The organism is Neisseria sp. P0006.S004 (genome assembly GCF_051963015.1).
GTDB lineage: Bacteria > Pseudomonadota > Gammaproteobacteria > Burkholderiales > Neisseriaceae > Neisseria.
The window spans coordinates 139,034-158,738 of the sequence record NZ_JBQCUS010000003.1 but is presented as its reverse complement, the minus strand read 5'-3'; the positions used below and the strand labels follow the sequence as shown (position 1 = coordinate 158,738).

Here is a 19,705-nt window from a genome sequence, read left to right as displayed (position 1 = left end):
TTAGGCAGAAATCGTTGATTTCGTTTATCCCTGTTCAGACGGCCTTATGATTAAAGACGTTTAGGATTCTTTATTTTTATCGGCTTTGGCTGCCCAATAAGTTGCCAGAAGCGAGCCGGAGATATTGTGCCACACGCTGAACAATGCGCTGGGAACGGCAACAACCGGCGCGGCGGCAAAGTGTGCGGCGGCAAGCGCGGCGCCTAAGCCTGAGTTTTGCATACCGACTTCGATGGCCAGCGTTTTTTGTGCATCATAAGGCAGGCCGGTCCATTTGGCGGCAAAGAAGCCGAGCAGATAACCGATGCCGTTGTGGAGTACGACAACCGCGAAAATCAGCAGGCCGCTTTCAATAATCTTGCCTTTGCTGGCGCCGACTACCGCGCCGATAATCAGTACGATGGCGGCAACGGAAACCAGCGGCAGCGCGTCGGTCAGTTTTTCAGTTTTGTTGCCCAAGACTTTATGGACAATCAAGCCCAAAACGATGGGGAACAAAACCATTTTGACGATGGACATCAACATACTGCCCGCTTGTATTTCCAGCATTTCACCGGCAAGCATCAGGAAGATGGCGGGGGTCAGCAATGGGGAAATCAGGGTGGAAACCGATGTAACGGCAACCGACAAAGCCACATTGCCGCGCGCCAGATAAGTCATTACATTGGAAGCCGTACCGCCCGGGCAGCAGCCGACCAAAATCACACCGACTGCGATTTCGGCAGGCAGGTTCAACAGCTTGGCCAGCAGATAGGCGGTTGCTGGCATGATGGCGAATTGTGCAATCACGCCGATGATGACGGCTTTGGGGCGTTTGAACAAAATGTCGAAGTCGGAAGGTTTGAGCGTCAAGCCCATACCGAACATGATGATGCCCAGAAGCCAAGGAATGTAAGGACCGACCCATTTGAAGGTTTCAGGTGCGGAAAAAGCGATGCCGGCAAAGAGCGCCGCCCAAAGGGAAAATGTTTTTCCAATAAAGTTGCTGATTTTGTTGAGGGTATTCATGATGATATGTTGTGAAGTTGTTTTTAAGGGAAGTCAAGGATACACGCCTTAACCTTAATTTGCAAAATGACTTAAAAATAAACCAGGCCGTCTGAAAATAGAGATTGATTTTCAGACGGCCTGCAATTTGTATTTATGATATAGACAGTATTACTCTTTTGATAAAATATTGCGCAGCCATCGGGCGGCAGGTGCGATTTCTCCGGCGAGCATGCCGGTTTCGATTTGGCTACTGTGTTTGATGACATCGGCCGCCGCACCATGCAGCCAAACGCCGGCACAAGCGGCCTGGAATGCCGGAATGCTTTGTGCCAGCAGGCTGCCGATCATACCGCTTAAGACATCGCCGCTGCCGGCGGTGGCCAAACCGGCATTGCCGCTGGTGTTGGTATAGGTCATGCCGTCAGTTGCGGCAACTAATGTATGATGGCCTTTCAATATGACAGTCGCGCCATATTTTTGGCTGATTGCGGTTACAGCTTTCTGTCTGTCGGCTTGAACTGATTGAGTATCGGTACCGAGTAGGCGGGCGGCTTCGGCCGGATGGGGTGTCAGGACGATATGTTTGTACGATTTGAGGCGTTCGGCTAATTCGGGAGAACGGGCCAGCAGTGTCAAGGCATCTGCATCGAGCAATAAAGGCCGGTCATGGTGTGTCGACAGGATTTCGGGCAGCAGCTGCTCCGATAATCTGTCCAGACCGAATCCGCAGCCGATTACCCGTGCGCTGACATCGTTGCGCTCCATCAGTTGGGCCGCAGTGGCCAGCATGATTTCAGGGCGTTCGGGAATGATGGCAAAAGGCAGCGCGGCTTGGTTGAAACCTGCCCAAACCTTGCCGCATCCTTGATACATGGCGGCTGTGGCTGCTAAAACCACTGCGCCGCTCATTCCCGTTGCGCCGCCGATAATGGCAAGCGTGCCGTATGTGCCTTTGTGCGACTCTTGGGCGCGGGAGCGGAATACGTCGGGAAATGCTAAGGCCGTCTGAAAAGCTTGAAACGATTCGGGAAGCGTGTAGATGGGCTGCATGGCGTAACCTTCCAAGATAAGAAATTTAATTTTAAATCAGAAAGTAAAAGGTAATGAAGCAAAAAATAAAAGTTTGGGACGCACCTACGCGCCTGTTCCATTGGCTCTTGGTGCTGTTGATGGGATTCATGTGGTACAGCGCCACCCGAGGCGGCGATATGCTGGTATGGCACTTGCGTGGCGGTTTGTTGATGTTGGCGTTGGTGGTTTTCCGCTTGTGTTGGGGGATATGGGGCAGCGATACGGCAAAATTCAGCCGATTTGTGCGTCCATTTTCCGAAATCCGCCGCTATACGCAAGGCCAGATGTCTGAAGGCGAATTGGTCGGCCATAATCCTTTGGGCGCGCTGATGGTCATCGCTTTATTGGCCGCCTTGGTTTTTCAGACGGCCACTGGCTTATTTGCCGCCGATGAAAATACGTTTACCAATTCCGGTTTTTTGAATCATTTGGTCAGCGAACACGCCGGTACGCTGGCGCGAAAAATCCATGTCAATTTCTTTAATATTTTGGCCGTTTTAGTGGGCGTACATATTGCGGCTGTTTTGCTGTACCGCTTTGTGAAAAAACAGGATTTGATTACGCCGATGATTAACGGCTTTAAAACCATCGATGCCCGGCAGCCTAAGTTGGCCGGAATGGGGCAACTGCTTGCCGCTTTGTTGGTAGCGATTGCGTTAGTGTGCGCAGTATGGATGTTGCGCGGCTGATGTTTTAAGGCGGACACCCAAAAACAAACCGACCCCGATAGCTGCAATGGCTGTTGGGGTCGGTTGCTTTTTAGGGTTTAAAAGATGATGTTCAGACGGCCTTAACGCAGCGCAAGATGCTGTGGCCGCGGCCGATGCCGTCTGAAATTTCCGCTACTTTCAATCCGGCTTTTTCAACGCAACGGATCAGGTCTTCAGAATGGAAGATTTTGCTGTTGCCGTTGGCCATGACAGTGAAATACAGGCTGGTCATGGTCAGGCAGTAGGCGGCGGTTTCGTATCGTTGTCTGTCCCAGAAAGGCTCCATGATGTAGAGGCTGGTGTGTTCGCTCATGGACGCAGCGGCGCGTTGAAGAATGCTGGTGGCTTGTTCTTCGGTGAAACAGTCCAGGAATTGGCTCATCCAGATCGCGTCAAAACCGGTTGGGAACGGAATTTCAGGATCAAGCAGGTTGGCCGGATGGGCGTGGATACGGTCCACACCGTTTTTGCCTTTGGTTGCTTCACGCATCAAGCCGATTTGTTGCGGCAGATCCATGATGGTTACTTCGACTTCGGCATTGTGGTTGACGCATTGCTCCGCCCAGCGGCCGGTATTGCCGCCAACATCGAGCAGTTTTTTAACCGGTTTGGCGAACACGGTGTTGAGCGCTTCGGCGAAGGAGTTGTCGGAATAATAATGGTCGAACGCAAACCATTTTTCTTGCGCGATGCTTGGCAATGAAGACAAGCCTTCGTAAATAGTCGGCCAGTCGCCGAATACTTTCAGGCCTTCGGGCTTGCCGGTTTGTAGGGTTTTTTCCAAATGAAACATGCCTTGGTAGCAGATTTCCTGCGTGAAATCCATGTTGACGCGGGCCATTTTGTCTTTGAGGACAAACCAACCGGCCTTGCTGATGAAATAGCGGTTGTCGCGAGTCAAGACAGTGCCGATAGACAGCGAGGCTTCAAGCAGGACTTGTGCCGCGTAGTTGCTGATTTTCGTTTTTTCAGCGATTTCGGCTTGAGTGAGGCCGTCTGGATGGTCGTTCAGCAGGTCCAGAATGCCAAATTTCACCATCAGGCGGGAAACTTGGAACACAATCGGTGCAAAAGCGATTTCTTGAGCCAGACGTTGAGCCTCGCCTGCGGACTGGTGTTCGTGGGAGTAGCGTTGTTCTAGGGCGGGGAAGAGTTGCATATTGTTGGTTTTCCACTAAAAAGTTAATAAGTATATTCAGACGGCCTCAAACACAATCCGTCCTGATGCACACGGATGCTCTCCGTTGTTGATTTTAAAGCTCAGTTTGTTTTTGCCTTCATCGTATTTCAGCTCTACCGACACTTCATCATGAGGACGGATAAACTGCTGATATTTTAGATTTTCGATGCGGATGACGCGTTGTTTGCCCCATGGCTGGGGCACGATCAGGTTGCGCACCCATTGCAGCTCGACCACGCCGGGAACCAGCGGGAAGGTGGCAAAATGGCCGCTGAAATAAATCAAATCTAAAGGCACGCGGCCGATGAAGGTTTCGGTATTGGTTTCATCGTCAGATGATGTTTTCGACCAAACGGGCGAAGTTTGGGCAACAGTAAAGGCCGTCTGAAAATCCGCCGCAGCGATTTTGGCTTGGGCGTTGCGCGGCAGGCTGTCGGTAAAACGCCAGTAGCGCGGCAGGGCGATGGTGTCCTGCGTGGCGGCCAGATGGTGTTTGAGCGTATCGGCAACCGCAGCGCGGCCTTTCTCGCGCAAGGCGGCGATACCGTCTGCGTTCAATGCCGCCCATATGGCAATGCGTTGGTGTTGCGGATGACGGCCGCAGTGGGCGTCGGCAATCCAAGGGTGTTGTAAAAGTTCGTGTTCGATTTGGGTCAGCGACACGCGTTTGTCCTCAAATTTAATAATACGGTCTTGGCGACCGAGTAACAGGAAACCGTTATCTTGCGGCTCGATCAAATCGGCTGTTTGGCGGCGTTCGGGCGACCAAGGCGAAGAAGCCCACAGTGCGCCTTCTTCGTTTTGTCCGATTTCCACGCCATTGAAAGGCTGCCATTCTTGGCGTTCGCAACGTGAGGCAATCACGCCGGTTTCGGTACTGCCATAAACTTCAAACGGGCGGACGGCAGCCTGTTGCAGCAAATCCGCCGTGGCTGCGGGCAATGCGCCGCCGGCTGAGACAATGCCTGCAATTTTATGGCCGATACTCTGCCAGTTGCGGTTTTCGCCCAAGCGGTTGAGTACGGCCGGGCTGGCAATCCAAACCACTTTATCATGTGAGGCCGTGCTGGAAAGCAGGTTTTCCGGATAAACCGCCTGCTGTCGTTCCATAGTCCAACCCATTGTCAGCGCGAGTGCGAAGCGGAATGTGAAGCCGTAAAGATGTTGCGGAATCACGCTGCCGACCACGGTTTCACCGTATTGCCCAAATGGCAGCGTATTTGCCAAAGTCAGGGCTTCTGCCTGCATTTGCGCGGCGGTTTTCACAATAATCTGCGCTTCGCCGCTGGAGCCTGATGTTTTCAGCCACGCTTCGGCATGGTCGGGAATCAGATGGTTTTCAGGATAGGTGTGCAGCCCTTCCGATTCTGTTTGAGTCAATACATCAGGCAAGTGCCAGATATTCAGGCCGTCTGAAGACAGCTTTTTATCTGTTGAATCTGTTAAAAACGCTTCTGCCGTTTTGCCCCACTCCAAATTGTCTTGCGCCAAATTGGGCAACAATAGAACCTTTCCGCCAGAATGCCACACTGCCAACACGGCACAGGCAAACAGCGCGGCATCGTCAAACCACAACGCGGCTGTTTGCACGCCTGCCTGCTTCAGACGGCCTGACAGATGGAAAACCGCACGGTTGAAATCAGCACGCGTCCAATTCGGATGGGTGGCGATAAGGTCGTGTTGGGGTAGGTTGGGAGATAGGATTTGGGTTAGGTGCATGGTTTGGTAATCGAAAAATGTATTAATGATTAAATTACGAAGAGTTTTTAGATTTAAGTTGCTTTAGTTCGGAGCGTAATTTTTCATTTTCATTAAACAGTCTATCATTTTCAGAGTTTGCATCTTGTTGGATGAGGTAAAGCTGTTCATCGTGTTTGTGCATCATCTCGTTATAATCAATTTGTGCTTGGTTTTGTATAACTGAAATTTTATCTTCTAATTCAGCTATCACATCGTTTAAATTCTCAATTTTTCTTTGATAGTCAGTATGAATACTTAATATTTCATTACTATGCATCTCGTTAATACGTTCTATCAGATTATTATGATCATTTGATAGGCTTTCAATTTTTCTCGATAAATCATTTATTTGATCCTCTTTGTCAAATAGTTGTTCTGCGTACCTCTGTTCCATCCGGTGATGATTGTCCTGTTCTTTAGTGTAGATATATGAAATCTCTTCACTTAAGGAATCTTTTTCTTGATTTAACTGTTCAATTTTCTTTTTGTAATTGTGATGAATATTTTCTATCTCATTATTATGAATTCTATCAAGTTCATTTATCTGATTATTAAAATCCTCTTGGGATTTACTAATCTTATCTAGTAAATCTAATATTTGATTATCTTTGGAAAGTATTTGCTCATCCTTTTTACGCAGTTTTTCTTCAAGGATTTTGTCGTTAGCATTTCTATTTTGTAAATCTCTATATTCTTGTTCTTCCTTTTCTATTTTGATATTCCTTTTTCTTTTTGCAGTTTCTAATTCAGCAAAGATATCAAAATGTTCTTTTTTATACTGGAAAGCAATTTATCAACATGAAGCTGTATATAAGGAAATATAATTGTGTAGATACCAGCTATGATTATAGAAAAGAAAATAGCTAGCCAGAAGGGATGGGTGCTAAAATTTTTTTCAATCAAATTAATTTCTTCATCTATTGTTTTAATTCTATCTTCAATTTTTGTTGTGGAAAGTAGAAAGATGCTGATTGGTTTCCAATAAATCCATATCTTAAATACCAAGAAAGCAATTAAAAATGTAATAAATGTAGGAAGTTTTATTTTTTCCTCTTGCGCTTTTAAGAAATTTGATAGTAAATTTTTTATAGTTTCCATAATGGGGGTACGAATATTGTAATTTTTAAAATCAAGATAATTAGTTATTGGTATGGATTGCAATCATCATCTTTGTAATGGAAGGTAAGGCAGAAACATGTACATGATGTTTTCCAGCCGACCTACACCTTCAAAACCCATTTCCGATAAATCCACTCTCCGGCAAATAAGATTCCCATTAGTACATACGACACAATGCCTGTATAAGCCGCCCACCAGTCGTAATATTGCAAGCCTGCCAGAATGGCTGCGGTTGCGCCGTTGAAGATAAAGAAGGCGCACCAGATTTGCGTAACTCGTCGAGTGTGGCGCACGCCTTCAGGCGGCAGGTCGGGGTGTTGCAGTCGGGCGAGGCGTTCGATGACGGTTTGTTTGGCAAATAGGCTGCCACCGAAAACGGCAAGCATCAGCGCATTGACGGCGACGGGATACCAATACATCGAGTCAGGCCGTCTGAAAACCAGTACCGCCGCAAAAAAAGCAGCAAGGATAATCGCCGTAATGCGTTGGCCTGTGGTTTGCGGCATGGCGGCGCGTATCAGCCATAACACACACATGGCCGTGGCAAGCCAGAAAAATGCGCCGTTTTCCCTGCCGTAATACCATAGGAGCGGATAGGCGAGGCTGGCAAGGGTCAGTAGGAGTTTTCCTAGTATTTTCATGGTTGCGATTGATTTTCAGACGGCCTTGCGGATTGACAAGGCCGTCTGAAAATATGCTGATTCAAAGCAAAATCAGGAATCTTGTTGTACTTTCAAAACCGCTTGAACCACGTCTTCTACGGTACGCACATTGCGGAAGTCTTCGGCTTGCAGTTTGCGGCCGGTTTCGCGTTTGATGTGGTCGATAAGGTCGATGGCGTCGATGCTGTCGATTTCCAAATCTTCGTAGAGGTTGGTTTCAGGTTTGATGCGTTCCGGTTCGATTTCAAACAGGTTAACCAGTGCATTGGTCAGCAGGGTGCGTACTTCTTGTTCGGTCATCTTCTCTCTCCCTTATGCTTGGCGGCTCTTGACGAACTCGGCCAGTGTTTTGACATTAGCGAAGTTTTCGCGCAGGTTGTCGTTTTCACCGTCGAGCTGGAAGCCGAAGGTTTTTTGTACGGCCAAACCAAGTTCCAATGCATCAACCGAATCCAGACCCAGGCCGTCGTCGCCGAAAAGCGGATCTTCGCTGCCGATGTCGGCAACGGTAATGTCTTCCAGACCTAAGCTGTCGATGATTAATTGTTTGATTTGGTTTTCTAAATTGCTCATGTGGTTTTCCTTGTAAAATAGTCTTGCAGGTATTCGTTTAAACGGCGTGCGGCGATGGGTAGGGGTTTTTCTGCCAGCCATTCTTCCGGCAGGATGTCGTCGCCGACGGTAATTTCATAATGAATTTTTTTCGGTGGGATTTTGTACCACGGTTGCCCCTTTTTAAAATTGGGCGGCGTCATCTTGATGCACACGGGCGTGATGACTGATGCGCTGCGCAAACCGAGTGATACGGCGCCGCGGTGCATTTTAACCTGTCCGTCCCAACCTGTGCGCGTGCCCTCGGGGAAAATCAGCAAACTTTGCCCGCTTTTGAACACGGCATCGATTTCTTCCAGCATTTCCATGCTTTCATCGTTGGGGATGTAGCCGGAAGCGATAATCTGGCTTTTCATGCTGGGGTTGTGCAACAGGTCTTTTTTAACCAGTACGTTTGGCTCCGAATAATGGCTGATCAGCAAGACGACATCCAAAAGCGAGGGATGGTTGGCAAGAATGAGCTGGCCGGGCCTGCCGAGTTTTTCTAAGCCGTTGAAGCGGACGCTCAATACGCCCGACCATTGCAGGTAGCCGACGAAGAAACGCCAAACTTTGCCTATCATGCGCCTTGCTTCAAGTTGGCGTTTGATGTCGCCTTTGGTCGATTTGAGCGTATAGGGCAAAAGTGCGATTTTGAACAATACGCCTGCAACGCCGAAAAGGATAAAGCCGAAGAGTGTGGCAAAAAAGCGACGGAAATAGTCTAAAGTCTTCATGCGTTTTTCTGCCAGTGCCAGTTTCTACCGATATATTGTTGCGTGTGTTGTCGGCCGTCTGAAAGCAGGAAGCGTACCCACTCCAAGCTGCTCCAATAGGGCTCGACTGTTGTATCTTTAGGGTTTTCAGACGGCCTTGCGGATGTGGTTTCCAAGCTTAAGGTATAGTCTTCGCCCTTTGTGATGACCAGTGCCAATGCATAGGCAAACGGCGCACGTGTAGCCAAGACAGGATAGTCTTCGGACAACGGATCATCGGCGACAATCACTAAAACAGACGGCGCGCCGTCTTGCAAAAGCGCGAATGCCTCGGTCAACGCGGTTTCAAAGGAATCGGCGGCAACGGCCAACGCGGTATGTTCGCTCATGTCTTCGCGCAACATCGACCATTGTCCAATCGTTGCGTTGTGGACGGATAGACCGAATGAGGTCGGCGAGACGGTATGCATGTTCAAAAGCTCTTGCCATAATTCAAAGCTGCGGTTGCTTTCGCCGTCGTGCGAAACGTAAACCGGTACGCTTTCGGGATATTGGTCGGCCAGATTCCATGCGGCATCACAAACCAAGCGTGCTGCTTTTCCCAAGCGGCGGCGTTGCATAGGCGGCAAAAAGGAGAGCGCGGGTTTGCACTCCGGCAGGGAGGTGGTATCGAGTTTTCCCTGCGCCCAGTCCTGCCATTGCTCCGGCGTACTGATTTTGCTGGAGGAGGCCTGCCATGCGGCGATATTGAAGCTGAAACGGCAAACGTTTTGAGGCATGATGTCTTTCAATGTTTTACATTTTCATACATTGTAATGAAATGGGTTAGTAAAAGCTAGGCTCTGTTATAATGCATATTGTAACGTAATTTATTCCCGGATGACATTTTATGCCTTCAATACCGAGTGCCCCGATTTATGATGTGGCGTCGCTACTTCCGCACAGCGGACATATGGTGCTTATCGACTGTGTGAAAGAATTTGGCGATGACTATACGGTTTGCCGTGCGCCGGTTGGCGACAAGCATATTTTGCTGCAGGATGGCGTGTTGTCGTCTATGGCTTATATGGAATTGATGGCGCAGGGTATAGGCGCGTTTGCAGGTATTGAGGCTTTAAAGGCCGGAGAGCCTGTACGCTTGGGTTTTTTATTGGGAACGCGCAAGCTGGATTTGTTTGCCGATTCCGTGCCTGTCGGTACTGAGCTGGAAGTCAGGGCGCATGTGTCCATTCAGGATTTGGGCGGCATGGGCGTATTTGATTGCGAGTTGCGCTGGACGGATGCGCCGGAAGATGTGAAGCATCTGTTGCCGCCGGACGGTTTACTGGCAAAAGCTTCTTTAAATGTGTACAGTCCGAAAGACGGTCAAGTCATTTAAACCGTTTACAAGGCCGTCTGAAAAGACAAAGATTCAGACGGCCTGTCGATATAGTGAGAAAACGTATGAGTGAAACTATTTTAATTACAGGGTCTAATCGCGGTATCGGCAAAGCCGTCGCGCTTGGTTTGGCGCAGGACGGCTTTGATATTGTCGTCCACTGCCGCAGCCGCCGTGATGAAGCGGAAGCTGTTGCGGAAGAAATCCGTACATTGGGTAGAAACGCGCGCGTGTTGCAGTTTGATGTGTCCGACCGCGAAGCCTGCCGTGAAATGTTGACTGCCGACATTGAGGCAAACGGCACATATTACGGCGTGGTGTTGAATGCCGGCCTGACGCGCGACAATGCGTTTCCTGCGTTTACTGATGATGATTGGGACTTGGTGCTGCGTACCAATTTGGACGGTTTTTATAATGTGTTACACCCTTTGACCATGCCGATGATCCGCCGCCGCAAAGCCGGACGGATTGTGTGTATGGCGTCGGTATCCGGTTTGACGGGCAACCGCGGTCAGGTCAATTACAGCGCGTCCAAAGCGGGTTTGATCGGCGCGGCAAAAGCTTTGGCGGTTGAGTTGGCAAAACGTAAAATTACCGTCAACTGCGTGGCGCCGGGCCTTATCGATACCGATATTATCGATGAGAACGTGCCTGTCGAAGAAATCTTAAAAGCCGTCCCTGCCGCGCGTATGGGATTGCCCGAGGAAGTGGCGCATGCGGTGCGTTTTTTGATGGATGAAAAAGCGGCGTACATTACGCGCCAAGTGATTGCTGTGAACGGAGGTTTGTGTTGAATACCAGAAGAGTCGTTGTAACAGGTATCGGCGGTATTACCGCCTTCGGCCGTGATTGGCAAAGTATTCAGACGGCCTTTAAAGCCGAAAAAAACGCAGTCAAACACATGGACTGGAGCGAACGCTTTCCTGAATTGGAAGCGCAACTGGGTGCGCCGATTGAAGGCTATTCCCCTCCAGAGCACTGGACACGCAAGCAGCTCAGAAGCATGGGGCGCGTGTCGCATTTGTGTGTCGATGCGGCGGAACAAGCCTTGACGGATGCGGGTTTGCTGGGTGATGAAAGCATTACCGACGGCCGTATGGGCGTGGCGTGCGGTTCATCTGTCGGCAGTACCAAAGACATCGGCGATATGGGCGAACTTTTGATAACAGGCACATCGCGCAATTTCAACGCCAATACTTATGTGCGCATGATGCCGCATACGACTGCCGCCAATATCGGCATTTTCTTCGGCTTGAAAGGCCGCATTATCCCGACTTCGAGCGCGTGCTCTTCCGGCAGCCAAGGCATAGGCTATGCCTACGAAGCGATTAAATACGGCCTGATTGATATGATGCTGGCCGGCGGCGGCGAAGAATTTTGTCCGTCCGAAGTTTATGTTTTCGATTCACTTTATGCCGCCAGCCGTCGTAACGGCGAACCTGAGCTGACGCCGCGCCCTTACGACAACGCCCGAGACGGCTTGGTCATCGGCGAAGGCGCAGGCATTTTTGTATTGGAAGAATTGGAACACGCCCGTGCGCGCGGTGCGAAAATCTATGCCGAACTTGTCGGCTACGGTGCCAACAGCGACGGCAGCCACGTTACCCAACCGCAAAAAGAAACCATGCAAAAATGCATGGAGCTTGCGCTGAAAGACGCCGGTATTACGCCCGACAAAGTCGGCTATGTCAGTGGTCACGGTACGGCGACCGAAAAGGGCGATATTGCCGAAACATTGGCGACCGAGGCCGTGTTCGGATTCATCCCCATGAGTTCGCAAAAAAGCTACCTCGGCCATACACTCGGCGCGTGTGGCGCGTTGGAAGCCTGGTTCACTATCGAAATGATGAACAGCGGCTGGTTTGCGCCGACCGTCAATTTAGAAAACATCGATCCGCGTTGCGGCAAGGTGGATTACATTCAAACAGGCGGACGCGAGATCCAAACCGATTATGTGGTCAGTAATAACTTTGCTTTTGGCGGCGTCAATACTTCGCTGGTGTTCAAACGTTGGCAAGAATAATCATTGCTTGATTTCATGATTAAAGGCCGTCTGAAACTTATCTTGAGTTTCAGACGGCCTTTATTTTATTTACGGATTGAGCCGCTTTTGGATTTTATTCGTTTGTTTTCTTCTGATTCAAATCTACCAGCCTTGTTCCGGCCAAGAAGTCGTAGAGGAACTGGTGGTCGGGATGGAACAGGGCGAAACCCCATGGCAGGATAAGCCAAATGAGCGCTGCGCCGAATGCGCCTTTGGGCGGTATATTGAGCAGATGGCGCAATCCGGCGTAGGCAAACAGGGGAATGAAGACAATAAAAATACTGGCCCAAATAAAGCGCAGGCGCAGCTGCGGCAGGGGCGGCTGGGTATCGTTTTTATCAGCCAAGCCGATCTTCCATGTCTGCATGGCGAGGGTTTGGCCTTTTTTGTGCCAGTTGGCGCGGAAGTAGAGCCACCATGCGTAGAACAGAATCAGACAGGTTGTCAGCATGGACAGGCGAGTGGAAACGGGATTGAGAAAGATAGCGACAATACCGGCTGCAAGGGCAACAATGCTGGTCACGGCGCCGGTCAGCAGAAGTTCGTAAACCAGTGCGGCGAGGCGGCGTTTGAGTGGGGCGGTGGGAAGACGGGTCATAATGCGATGGAAACGGAAATGGGTTTGATGGAAATAAAAACAGGCCGTCTGAAACGGAGTGGGATGTTCAGACGGCCTGTTACTGTCGGGATTAGCGATGTGGACGTTTTTGACCGCGTGCCTGTTGGGCAGCCATTTGGTTCATTTCCTGACGGGTCGGACGTTTTTTGAAGATGGCGTGCGCTTCGTCAACGGAACATTTTTGCGACAGGCAAACCAAGGTAATCGCGTCTTTTTGATGTTGGCCGCCACTGTGGTACATGCGGCGCAGGTTGGCTTCGTTGATACGGCCTTTTTCCGGATCGATGTCGAATTTTTTCAGGCGCTCGAGGAATTGGCGTTGCTGACGGCGTGAAGTCCAAACGAAACCGCCTGCGGCAGCGGCTACGATGATGACGGCCAACAGGATGGCCAGCGGCCATGAATCGACGATCAGAACGATGATGAGGCTTAATACGGCAGTGGTCAGCAGAGCCAGACCGCCGATACGAAGTTTGGTTTTATTATCCATACGGTTGGTGTTTCCTTGTTTTTTGCTGGAAGAGGCCGTCTGGAATGCGAGGTTCAGACGGCCTGAATTTAAGTTTACGCTATTTTACAGTATTTTCTGTTTTTGGGGCGTATTGCGTGCAAGTTTCTTGACGCGTGGCAACGGTTTCAAGCGGCCAGCGAAGTAACGAGTTGTTTGAACTCGGTCCATGCATCGCCTTCTTCCGCGCCTTTGATGATGCGGTCGATTTTGGCGCAGGTTTTGAGCGCATCGAGCAGGCGGTTGATGGAAATACGTTTGGCCGCCATCGGTGCAAGGGTCTGCTTGTCGCCCCATAAACGCAGGCTGTTGCGCAGGCTTTGGATGTTTTGGCCTTGCTTGAGTGCGGCAGTCAGGCGGATTAGGATGCGGATGTCTTCGGCAACCGCCCACAACAGCAAAACCGGCTCTTCGCCTTCTTCTTCCAAACCGTCCAGCAAACGGGAAACGCGCAGGGCATCGCCTTTCATCCATGCGCCTGCCAGTTGGAATACATCGAAGCGGGCGACGGTGGCAACCGCGGCCTCTGCGTCGGCAATATTGATCAAATGGCCTTGGGGATGGAGCAGGGCGAGTTTTTCGATTTCCTGACGGGCGGCCAAAAGATTGCCTTCGACGCGCTCGGCAAAAAGGGCGAGTGCTTCTGGTTCGATATCCAAACCCTGCTGTTTCAGACGGCCCTGTATCCATTGCGGCAAAGCATGTGGCGCAACGGCTTTGGCTTCTAAGACGATGCCTTTGCCTGCCAATGCGGAAAACCATTTGGACTGGATTTGCGCTTTTTCAAGCTTGGGTAGGAGGATGAGCGTAACCGTATCTTCGGGCAGGCGTTCGGCGAAGGCTTGCAGGGCATCGCCTCCGTTTTTGCCGGGTTTGCCGTTGGGAATGTGGATTTCCAGTAGTTTCAAATCGGCAAACAAACCTGCGCTGCCGGCGCTTTGCAACAGCTCGTTCCAGTCAAAATTGTTTTCAGCGGTATAGACTTCGCGGTTGAGATAACCTTGTTTTTTTGCGGCTGCGCGCAGCGTATCCAATGCCTCGATGCGCAACAAATCCTCTTCGCCGTGGATGATGTACAACGGCTTGAGCGGCGTATCGGGGCGCAGGCTCTCAATGGGCGCGGCAGCCATTATTGCGCCTTCAGAAAAGTCAGGCGGCGGACGATTTGATCTGCTGCATCGATGCGCATTTCAGACCAAATGGTTTCTTCCTCTTCTTGTTTGCCCAAAACTTCGCTGTCAGCGTAGTCCATGGTGCGGTGCACCTTAACTTCCATCGGTTCGCCAACCGGCTCGCCGTTGCGGAAGGCTTGGGCTTTGACGGTCATGGCCAGCAGGTATTCGTTGATTGCGGCGGCGCGGGTGATGGTGTAGATGTCGCGGCGTTTTTGAAAGTCGACAACGCGCAGGGTGATTTGTGATTCAGCTTCGCTAACCGGATGGCCGTCGGCACGGCGTAAGGCATTTTCCAGCGCTTTTTGCATGACGGATCCGCCTTCTACATGCCAGTTTTGATAAGGCAGCGGCTGAGAAGTCACGCCTGTGCCTTTCAGGTGGAAACCGCAAGAGGCAAGCAATAGGGCGAGTGCAGGCAATAGGATTTTTTTCATTGGATATTCCTTCGTTGAAACCGGTTACGGTATCGTCGGATTATAACGAATAATGTTTAGGCCGTCTGAAACCGTAAACGGAAAGTATTTCAGACGGCCTTGTCTTTGATGGTGCAAATCTTATTTTTCCAACCAGATCAGGCTGACCATGCGGCCGGTTTGTCCGTCGCGGCGGTAGGAGAAGAAAGTATCGCGTTCCAAGACGGTGCAATGGGTGCCACCATAAATCATGTTCACGCCTTCGCGGTGCAGAACCATGCGCGCCAAAGCGTAAATATCGGCAAGGTATTTGCCGCCGCCGATGTCTTCAAACGCATCGGCAGCTTCCGGCATGGGGGTGCAAAACGCATCAAATACATCTTGCCCCACCTCAAACGCATCAGGGCCGATGGCAGGGGCGAGATAGGCCATGATTTCCAACGGCTCGACCTTCATTGCCGCAATGGTGTTTTGCAAAATGCCGCCGGCCAAACCGCGCCAACCCGCATGGGCCGCTGCAACCACCGTCCCTGCTTTGTCGCAAAACAGGACGGGCAGGCAGTCGGCAGTCATTGAAGCGCAGGCGACCGTACCCGTCGTATCAACTGAGGCATCGGCGTCGGGCGTATTGCCTAATGCTTCGGCGGCGTTCACAACAATGGTGCTGTGGATTTGATTAAGGTAGGCAACGGGCAGGCCGACTTGTTCCTGCACGATTTCACGGTTGCGGAACACGGCTTGCAGATTGTCGCCGACGTGCGAACCAACATTCAGGCTACGGTACACGCCTTCGCTGACACCGCCGTTGCGCGTGGTAATAAGCGTTTTAACATTGGCAGGGGCAGGCCAGTCGGCAGTCAAAAAGTTCTTGCTTTGCGGGGCGAGGTTTAGGGTTTCTGTGATGGTTTTCATAAAATCTTTGAATCGCTGAATATTGGAACGGATTGATTTCAGACGGCCTGAAATAATATTTTATGCCGTCTGAAAAATGGGTTTAATCCCTTACATAAACGACTTCGACATCGTAGTCGTCTTCATTCCAATCATCGTCATCGTCCGTACCGAATTTCTCCTGCCATTCTTCCTCATTACTTAAAGACGAATCCAAACCGGCTTCCAAACGCAGGACGGAAAGCAGGTGGTACATATCGTCAGGCATAGGTGCTTCAAAAGAAACGGTTTCGCCGGTTTTCGGATGGACAAAGCTCAAGCGGTAGGCATGCAGGGCTTGGCGTGCACCGAGGGCTTTGACGGCTTCTTTAACTGCGTCGCTGCATGGATGGCGCAGGTTGCCGTAAACAGGGTCGGCGGCCAGCGGATGGTTGGCTTCGCGCATATGAACGCGGATTTGGTGGGTGCGGCCGGTTTCGAGCGAGCATTCGATGTAGCTGTGTGCCAGATAACGTTCCAACACTTTGACATGGGTAATGGCAGGTTTGCCGCCGAATTTGACGACTGCCATTTTCAGGCGGTTATGCGGATCGCGGCCGATTTGGGTTTCGATTTTGCCGTCAAAAGGAACGATGCCGTTGGCGACTGCGCGGTAAATGCGTTTGACTGTGCGCTCTTGAAGCTGTTGAACTAATGAATTTTGCGCTGGCAAGGTCTTGGCAACCACCATCAGGCCGCTGGTTTCTTTGTCCAAACGGTGTACGATGCCCGCACGCGGCACTTGGCTTAATTCGGGACAGTGCGCCAACAGGCCGTTGAGCAGGGTGCCACTCCAGTTGCCTGCGGCAGGATGGACGACCAATCCGGCCGGTTTGTTGATGACGATGACGGTATCGTCTTCATAAATGATGTCCAAATCCATCGGTTCGGGTGTGAACGCGAGGTTTTCTTCGCTCGGACGTACCGTAACGGCAATCAATTCACCGCCTATCATTTTATCTTTGGGTTGAGCGGGCTTATCGTTTACAATGACTGCACCCTCTTTAATCCACGAACTCAGGCGGCTGCGCGAGTAGTCGGGCATGAGTTTGGCCAATACGGCATCCAGTCTTCCGCCCGCCATTTCGAGCGGAACGGTCAAATTAACACAACTTTCTGTTTCAGGGGATGACGGAAAGTCTAAATCATCGCTATAATCGGCTTCGTTATCAAAGGAAGTATTCTGCATGAAAAAAATTCTTTTAGTAGTTTCTTTAGGTTTGGCACTGAGTGCCTGCGCAAATAAAGGCACAATCGATAAAGACGCCCAAATTACTCAAGATTGGAGTGTGGAAAAGCTTTATGCCGAAGCGCAAGACGAATTGAACAGCAACAATTATACGCGAGCTGTCAAGTTATACGAAATTTTAGAGTCCCGTTTTCCAAACGGCCGCTATGCCCAGCAGTCCCAGTTGGATACGGCGTATGCCTATTATAAAGACGATGAGCCGGAAAAAGCCTTGGCTGCCATTGCGCGCTTCCAACGCCATCATCCGCAACATCCGAATATGGACTACGCGCTGTACTTGAAAGGTTTGGTCCTGTTTAACGAAGACCAGTCTTTCTTGAACAAGCTGGCTTCCCAAGACTGGTCCGACCGCGACCCGAAAGCCAACCGCGATGCTTATCAGGCGTTTGCCGAGTTGGTTCAACGTTATCCAAACAGCAAATACGCTGCCGATGCAACCGAGCGTATGGCCAAACTGGTGGACGCTTTGGGTGGTAACGAAATATCTGTGGCGCGTTATTACATGAAACGCGGTGCTTATGTTGCAGCGGCCAACCGTGCGCAAAAAATCGTCAGCCGTTACCAAAATACCCGTTACGTCGAAGAAGCTTTGGCGATGATGGAATTGGCATACAAAAAACTGGACAAGCCGCAACTGGCTGCCGATACACGCCGTGTTTTGGAAACCAACTTCCCGCAAAGCCCGTTCTTGCAACACGAATGGCGATCTGACGATATGCCTTGGTGGCGTTACTGGCGCTAAGCGTCGGGTTGTTCAGGCATGAATAAGGCCGTCTGAAAATGATGCAGCTATGCATTTGGTTTTCAGACGGCCTTATATATTGCACTCCGTTAAGGGAGTGTAAATTTCAAACCAAACCCCTTGACAAGTTCCGATTAGCCGACTTTTCAAGGGGTCTGAAATGTTAAAATTTGCTTACTACACAATTACACCGCAACCCGAAAAAAATCCCGTTGCCTACATCTTCCGCCTGTTTTCCGATACCTGCGGAACGTTTGATTGCTTGGAAACCAAAGCTTTTTCTATCCGCAATCCCAACAATCCCCAAATCACTTACGGCGAAGCCGATTTATACGGTCAATTAAGAGTATCCGCACTGATGGCGGAGGTGCAATCATGAACCGTTCAGCTTCAGCAAGCGCGGAACGCGCTCTTCCTTGTCTAAATAGTAACAACTGCATTGAGACCGCAAACAGCGGCGAAATCAAGCAGTTGCCAAGTCAGTATGAAAACCGTAAAGCGGACACGCTGAACGAGTTTTCCACTTCTTACAAAAAATCCACTACCGCCCTAGAAATGAACGTCAAAGCGTTCATTGAAGCCTTTGGCCTGAACAAAGTCGGCTTTTTAACCCTGACATTTGCCGATGACGTAACCGACCCGAAAGAAGCGCAACGCCGTTTTCACAGCTTGAGAACCAACTTCCTCAAACGCCACTTTTCTGAATACGTCTGCGTATATGAGCGCACGAAGAAAGGCCGTATCCATTTCCACCTAATCGTAAATACCCGTGTCGATATACGGCGCGGCCTGAATTTCCGCGAAATCGCCGCAGGCCGTTACAGCTCGGCAAATCCAGCATTGCGCCAACTGTGGGCATTGCTCCGCGAAAACGTCCACAAATACGGCTTTGGCCGTACCGAACTGCTGCCCGTCAAGACCAACAGCAAAGGCTTGGCGCGGTATGTGTCCAAGTACATCAGCAAACATATCAACAGCCGCCTGCCGGAAGACAAAGGCTATCGGCTCGTTCGTACCAGCATGGACAAAAAATCCGTGTGGAAAGTAGCAAACAGCAATTTTGCTTTCGTGTCCAAAGGCTCGAAAGAGTGGAGACGCAAGTTAAAAAAGTGGGTTGAGCAGGTAGAAAGCTATCTGAACATGGTGGCCGAATGGAAACACCGCGCAGCCTTACCCAGCATTACCCAAGATAATTACAACACCGTTTTGGCCTTTGTCCTAAGCCCGAAATGGGCATTTAAAAACCGCGAAATCATCGTAAACATGGAGTAACCAGCATGAGCGAAAACCAAACCCCGAAACAAGGCTTTTTTGTAACCGCGTCATTTGACCGCGCCTTTGTCAAAGAGCGCAAAAACGCGGACGGCACATACATCAAAGTCCACTATATCGGCCTGCTCGTCCGCAGTGACGATGGCACGCAGCTTTGCGAAGTGCGTACAAAGCACCCTGAAAAATACCAGCATTTCAAGCGCGACCAAGTCGTAACGCTGGAAATCTACCCGCGCGCCTTTAAAGACAACGTTTATTACTCGGACGAACGTTAACGCACAAACAAAATTCAGGGGTTCGGCGGTGTCCCCTGACTTGACCCCGAAACACCGCCATAACCATTTTTTTAACTCCATAAAGGAAAACATCATGAGTATCAAAACCAAATTTCAACAAGCAGCCGCATTTGTAACCGTTGCAGCATTGCCAGTATTGGCATTTGCCGATGATAACGGCCTGGTTGATGCCGCTAAAACCGAATTGGGCGCGTTGAAAACAGGCATTATTGCCGTCGGTGCTGTAGCGATTGCCCTCGCCGTTGCAGCCGTTTCAATCAGTGTTATCAAATCCGCTGTGAAACGTTCCGCATAAGGTGC

Annotated in this window: 26 protein-coding genes; 9 read left to right on the top strand and 17 right to left on the bottom strand. The window is 50.4% G+C overall.

All coding sequences use genetic code 11. The annotated features are described in order from the left end of the window. Nucleotides 1–60: 60 nt before the first annotated feature. Together ACTHR2_RS05950 and ACTHR2_RS05945 are read right to left on the bottom strand one after the other, a co-directional pair. Nucleotides 61–1,008, bottom strand: a complete 948-nt coding sequence (locus ACTHR2_RS05950; RefSeq protein ID WP_063068664.1) for a bile acid:sodium symporter family protein — start codon at nt 1,006–1,008, stop codon at nt 61–63. A gap of 150 nt (nt 1,009–1,158) precedes the next feature. Continuing rightward, nucleotides 1,159–2,040, bottom strand: coding sequence for an NAD(P)H-hydrate dehydratase (locus tag ACTHR2_RS05945; RefSeq protein WP_440375484.1), 882 nt, complete (start codon nt 2,038–2,040; stop codon nt 1,159–1,161). Nucleotides 2,041–2,093: 53 nt separating this feature from the next. Between ACTHR2_RS05945 and ACTHR2_RS05940 the strand changes: the two genes are divergently transcribed. Beyond that, nucleotides 2,094–2,750 carry a cytochrome b/b6 domain-containing protein gene (locus ACTHR2_RS05940; RefSeq protein ID WP_440375483.1) on the top strand — a complete coding sequence of 219 codons (657 nt, stop codon included), beginning with the start codon at nt 2,094–2,096 and terminating at the stop codon, nt 2,748–2,750. 91 nt (nt 2,751–2,841) lie between these two features. On the opposite strand, the gene ACTHR2_RS05935 is transcribed toward ACTHR2_RS05940, so the two are convergent. The 9 genes from ACTHR2_RS05935 to ACTHR2_RS05895 all read right to left on the bottom strand — a co-directional run bounded on the left by ACTHR2_RS05935 (nt 2,842) and on the right by ACTHR2_RS05895 (nt 9,558). Continuing rightward, on the bottom strand, nt 2,842–3,930 hold the full coding sequence (locus ACTHR2_RS05935; RefSeq protein ID WP_440375482.1) for a methyltransferase: 1,089 nt from the start codon (nt 3,928–3,930) through the stop codon (nt 2,842–2,844). A gap of 36 nt (nt 3,931–3,966) precedes the next feature. Next, complete coding sequence (locus tag ACTHR2_RS05930) at nt 3,967–5,670, bottom strand: AMP-binding protein (RefSeq protein WP_440375481.1); 1,704 nt, start codon at nt 5,668–5,670, stop codon at nt 3,967–3,969. Nucleotides 5,671–5,704: 34 nt separating this feature from the next. Beyond that, nucleotides 5,705–6,085: a hypothetical protein gene (locus ACTHR2_RS05925; RefSeq protein WP_440375480.1), complete on the bottom strand. Its 381-nt coding sequence runs from the start codon at nt 6,083–6,085 to the stop codon at nt 5,705–5,707. Between the two features lie 347 nt (nt 6,086–6,432). Then, nucleotides 6,433–6,852: a hypothetical protein gene (locus ACTHR2_RS05920; RefSeq protein WP_440375479.1), complete on the bottom strand. Its 420-nt coding sequence runs from the start codon at nt 6,850–6,852 to the stop codon at nt 6,433–6,435. Nucleotides 6,853–6,911: 59 nt separating this feature from the next. Further along, entirely contained in the window at nt 6,912–7,451 is a 540-nt protein-coding gene (locus tag ACTHR2_RS05915) for a hypothetical protein (RefSeq protein ID WP_440375478.1), read from the bottom strand. A 72-nt stretch (nt 7,452–7,523) separates the two neighbouring features. Continuing rightward, complete coding sequence (locus tag ACTHR2_RS05910; protein WP_308111724.1) at nt 7,524–7,772, bottom strand: acyl carrier protein; 249 nt, start codon at nt 7,770–7,772, stop codon at nt 7,524–7,526. Between the two features lie 12 nt (nt 7,773–7,784). Next, the gene (locus ACTHR2_RS05905; RefSeq protein WP_003680822.1) at nt 7,785–8,045 is read right to left on the bottom strand and encodes a phosphopantetheine-binding protein; all 261 of its coding nucleotides are present in this window, start codon (nt 8,043–8,045) and stop codon (nt 7,785–7,787) included. Beyond that, complete coding sequence (locus ACTHR2_RS05900) at nt 8,042–8,800, bottom strand: lysophospholipid acyltransferase family protein (RefSeq protein ID WP_440375477.1); 759 nt, start codon at nt 8,798–8,800, stop codon at nt 8,042–8,044. The genes ACTHR2_RS05905 and ACTHR2_RS05900 overlap by 4 nt, the downstream gene beginning before the upstream one ends. Continuing rightward, entirely contained in the window at nt 8,797–9,558 is a 762-nt protein-coding gene (locus tag ACTHR2_RS05895) for a beta-ketoacyl synthase chain length factor (protein WP_440375476.1), read from the bottom strand. The genes ACTHR2_RS05900 and ACTHR2_RS05895 overlap by 4 nt, the downstream gene beginning before the upstream one ends. Nucleotides 9,559–9,668: 110 nt before the next feature. Here ACTHR2_RS05895 and ACTHR2_RS05890 point away from each other — a divergent pair, with 110 nt between their 5' ends. The 3 genes from ACTHR2_RS05890 (at nt 9,669) to ACTHR2_RS05880 (ending at nt 12,180) form a co-directional block, all read left to right on the top strand. Beyond that, nucleotides 9,669–10,157 (top strand): ApeP family dehydratase, encoded by a 489-nt coding sequence (locus ACTHR2_RS05890; protein ID WP_440375475.1) that lies wholly within the window; start codon nt 9,669–9,671, stop codon nt 10,155–10,157. Between the two features lie 65 nt (nt 10,158–10,222). Continuing rightward, nucleotides 10,223–10,951: a 3-oxoacyl-ACP reductase FabG gene (gene fabG / locus ACTHR2_RS05885; protein ID WP_440375474.1), complete on the top strand. Its 729-nt coding sequence runs from the start codon at nt 10,223–10,225 to the stop codon at nt 10,949–10,951. Then, nucleotides 10,945–12,180 carry a beta-ketoacyl-ACP synthase gene (locus ACTHR2_RS05880; protein ID WP_263336815.1) on the top strand — a complete coding sequence of 412 codons (1,236 nt, stop codon included), beginning with the start codon at nt 10,945–10,947 and terminating at the stop codon, nt 12,178–12,180. The genes fabG and ACTHR2_RS05880 overlap by 7 nt, the downstream gene beginning before the upstream one ends. A gap of 94 nt (nt 12,181–12,274) precedes the next feature. Here the strand turns inward: ACTHR2_RS05880 and ACTHR2_RS05875 are convergent, their stop codons facing one another. The 6 genes from ACTHR2_RS05875 to rluD all read right to left on the bottom strand — a co-directional run bounded on the left by ACTHR2_RS05875 (nt 12,275) and on the right by rluD (nt 17,035). Beyond that, nucleotides 12,275–12,799, bottom strand: a complete 525-nt coding sequence (locus ACTHR2_RS05875; RefSeq protein ID WP_440375473.1) for an RDD family protein — start codon at nt 12,797–12,799, stop codon at nt 12,275–12,277. A gap of 91 nt (nt 12,800–12,890) precedes the next feature. Beyond that, complete coding sequence (locus ACTHR2_RS05870; protein WP_003746427.1) at nt 12,891–13,310, bottom strand: hypothetical protein; 420 nt, start codon at nt 13,308–13,310, stop codon at nt 12,891–12,893. A 146-nt stretch (nt 13,311–13,456) separates the two neighbouring features. Next, nucleotides 13,457–14,458, bottom strand: a complete 1,002-nt coding sequence (gene holA / locus ACTHR2_RS05865; RefSeq protein ID WP_440375472.1) for a DNA polymerase III subunit delta — start codon at nt 14,456–14,458, stop codon at nt 13,457–13,459. Beyond that, the gene (locus tag ACTHR2_RS05860; protein ID WP_049359748.1) at nt 14,458–14,937 is read right to left on the bottom strand and encodes an LPS assembly lipoprotein LptE; all 480 of its coding nucleotides are present in this window, start codon (nt 14,935–14,937) and stop codon (nt 14,458–14,460) included. Before ACTHR2_RS05860 ends, holA begins: the two co-directional genes overlap by 1 nt. Before the next feature lie 120 nt (nt 14,938–15,057). Then, nucleotides 15,058–15,828: a peptidoglycan editing factor PgeF gene (gene pgeF, locus ACTHR2_RS05855; protein ID WP_263336788.1), complete on the bottom strand. Its 771-nt coding sequence runs from the start codon at nt 15,826–15,828 to the stop codon at nt 15,058–15,060. Nucleotides 15,829–15,910: 82 nt separating this feature from the next. Further along, the gene (rluD, locus tag ACTHR2_RS05850) at nt 15,911–17,035 is read right to left on the bottom strand and encodes a 23S rRNA pseudouridine(1911/1915/1917) synthase RluD (RefSeq protein WP_070588446.1); all 1,125 of its coding nucleotides are present in this window, start codon (nt 17,033–17,035) and stop codon (nt 15,911–15,913) included. On the opposite strand from rluD, the gene ACTHR2_RS05845 reads away from it, so the two are divergent. The 5 genes from ACTHR2_RS05845 to ACTHR2_RS05825 all read left to right on the top strand — a co-directional run bounded on the left by ACTHR2_RS05845 (nt 17,034) and on the right by ACTHR2_RS05825 (nt 19,700). After that, on the top strand, nt 17,034–17,837 hold the full coding sequence (locus tag ACTHR2_RS05845) for an outer membrane protein assembly factor BamD (protein WP_003680807.1): 804 nt from the start codon (nt 17,034–17,036) through the stop codon (nt 17,835–17,837). The two genes, rluD and ACTHR2_RS05845, sit on opposite strands and share 2 nt — an antisense overlap. Nucleotides 17,838–17,997: 160 nt before the next feature. Then, complete coding sequence (locus tag ACTHR2_RS05840) at nt 17,998–18,216, top strand: hypothetical protein (protein WP_440375471.1); 219 nt, start codon at nt 17,998–18,000, stop codon at nt 18,214–18,216. Further along, on the top strand, nt 18,213–19,109 hold the full coding sequence (locus tag ACTHR2_RS05835) for a rolling circle replication-associated protein (protein ID WP_440375470.1): 897 nt from the start codon (nt 18,213–18,215) through the stop codon (nt 19,107–19,109). The genes ACTHR2_RS05840 and ACTHR2_RS05835 overlap by 4 nt, the downstream gene beginning before the upstream one ends. A gap of 5 nt (nt 19,110–19,114) precedes the next feature. Next, nucleotides 19,115–19,384, top strand: coding sequence for a hypothetical protein (locus ACTHR2_RS05830; RefSeq protein WP_107831976.1), 270 nt, complete (start codon nt 19,115–19,117; stop codon nt 19,382–19,384). 94 nt (nt 19,385–19,478) lie between these two features. Beyond that, the gene (locus ACTHR2_RS05825; protein WP_107831975.1) at nt 19,479–19,700 is read left to right on the top strand and encodes a hypothetical protein; all 222 of its coding nucleotides are present in this window, start codon (nt 19,479–19,481) and stop codon (nt 19,698–19,700) included. Nucleotides 19,701–19,705: the final 5 nt, after the last annotated feature.

Coding starts and splice junctions, on each gene's coding strand:
- ACTHR2_RS05825 (WP_107831975.1), top strand. CDS start 19,479: ATGAGTATCAAAACCAAATTTCAACAAGCAGCCGCATTTGTAACCGTT.
- ACTHR2_RS05890 (WP_440375475.1), top strand. CDS start 9,669: ATGCCTTCAATACCGAGTGCCCCGATTTATGATGTGGCGTCGCTACTT.
- ACTHR2_RS05935 (WP_440375482.1), bottom strand. CDS start 3,930: ATGCAACTCTTCCCCGCCCTAGAACAACGCTACTCCCACGAACACCAG.
- pgeF (WP_263336788.1), bottom strand. CDS start 15,828: ATGAAAACCATCACAGAAACCCTAAACCTCGCCCCGCAAAGCAAGAAC.
- ACTHR2_RS05845 (WP_003680807.1), top strand. CDS start 17,034: ATGAAAAAAATTCTTTTAGTAGTTTCTTTAGGTTTGGCACTGAGTGCC.
- ACTHR2_RS05830 (WP_107831976.1), top strand. CDS start 19,115: ATGAGCGAAAACCAAACCCCGAAACAAGGCTTTTTTGTAACCGCGTCA.
- ACTHR2_RS05925 (WP_440375480.1), bottom strand. CDS start 6,085: ATGGAACAGAGGTACGCAGAACAACTATTTGACAAAGAGGATCAAATA.
- ACTHR2_RS05860 (WP_049359748.1), bottom strand. CDS start 14,937: ATGAAAAAAATCCTATTGCCTGCACTCGCCCTATTGCTTGCCTCTTGC.
- ACTHR2_RS05950 (WP_063068664.1), bottom strand. CDS start 1,008: ATGAATACCCTCAACAAAATCAGCAACTTTATTGGAAAAACATTTTCC.
- ACTHR2_RS05870 (WP_003746427.1), bottom strand. CDS start 13,310: ATGGATAATAAAACCAAACTTCGTATCGGCGGTCTGGCTCTGCTGACC.
- fabG (WP_440375474.1), top strand. CDS start 10,223: ATGAGTGAAACTATTTTAATTACAGGGTCTAATCGCGGTATCGGCAAA.
- ACTHR2_RS05835 (WP_440375470.1), top strand. CDS start 18,213: ATGAACCGTTCAGCTTCAGCAAGCGCGGAACGCGCTCTTCCTTGTCTA.
- ACTHR2_RS05905 (WP_003680822.1), bottom strand. CDS start 8,045: ATGAGCAATTTAGAAAACCAAATCAAACAATTAATCATCGACAGCTTA.
- ACTHR2_RS05900 (WP_440375477.1), bottom strand. CDS start 8,800: ATGAAGACTTTAGACTATTTCCGTCGCTTTTTTGCCACACTCTTCGGC.
- holA (WP_440375472.1), bottom strand. CDS start 14,458: ATGGCTGCCGCGCCCATTGAGAGCCTGCGCCCCGATACGCCGCTCAAG.
- ACTHR2_RS05875 (WP_440375473.1), bottom strand. CDS start 12,799: ATGACCCGTCTTCCCACCGCCCCACTCAAACGCCGCCTCGCCGCACTG.
- ACTHR2_RS05915 (WP_440375478.1), bottom strand. CDS start 7,451: ATGAAAATACTAGGAAAACTCCTACTGACCCTTGCCAGCCTCGCCTAT.
- ACTHR2_RS05940 (WP_440375483.1), top strand. CDS start 2,094: ATGAAGCAAAAAATAAAAGTTTGGGACGCACCTACGCGCCTGTTCCAT.
- ACTHR2_RS05910 (WP_308111724.1), bottom strand. CDS start 7,772: ATGACCGAACAAGAAGTACGCACCCTGCTGACCAATGCACTGGTTAAC.
- ACTHR2_RS05930 (WP_440375481.1), bottom strand. CDS start 5,670: ATGCACCTAACCCAAATCCTATCTCCCAACCTACCCCAACACGACCTT.
- rluD (WP_070588446.1), bottom strand. CDS start 17,035: ATGCAGAATACTTCCTTTGATAACGAAGCCGATTATAGCGATGATTTA.
- ACTHR2_RS05840 (WP_440375471.1), top strand. CDS start 17,998: ATGTTAAAATTTGCTTACTACACAATTACACCGCAACCCGAAAAAAAT.
- ACTHR2_RS05945 (WP_440375484.1), bottom strand. CDS start 2,040: ATGCAGCCCATCTACACGCTTCCCGAATCGTTTCAAGCTTTTCAGACG.
- ACTHR2_RS05895 (WP_440375476.1), bottom strand. CDS start 9,558: ATGCCTCAAAACGTTTGCCGTTTCAGCTTCAATATCGCCGCATGGCAG.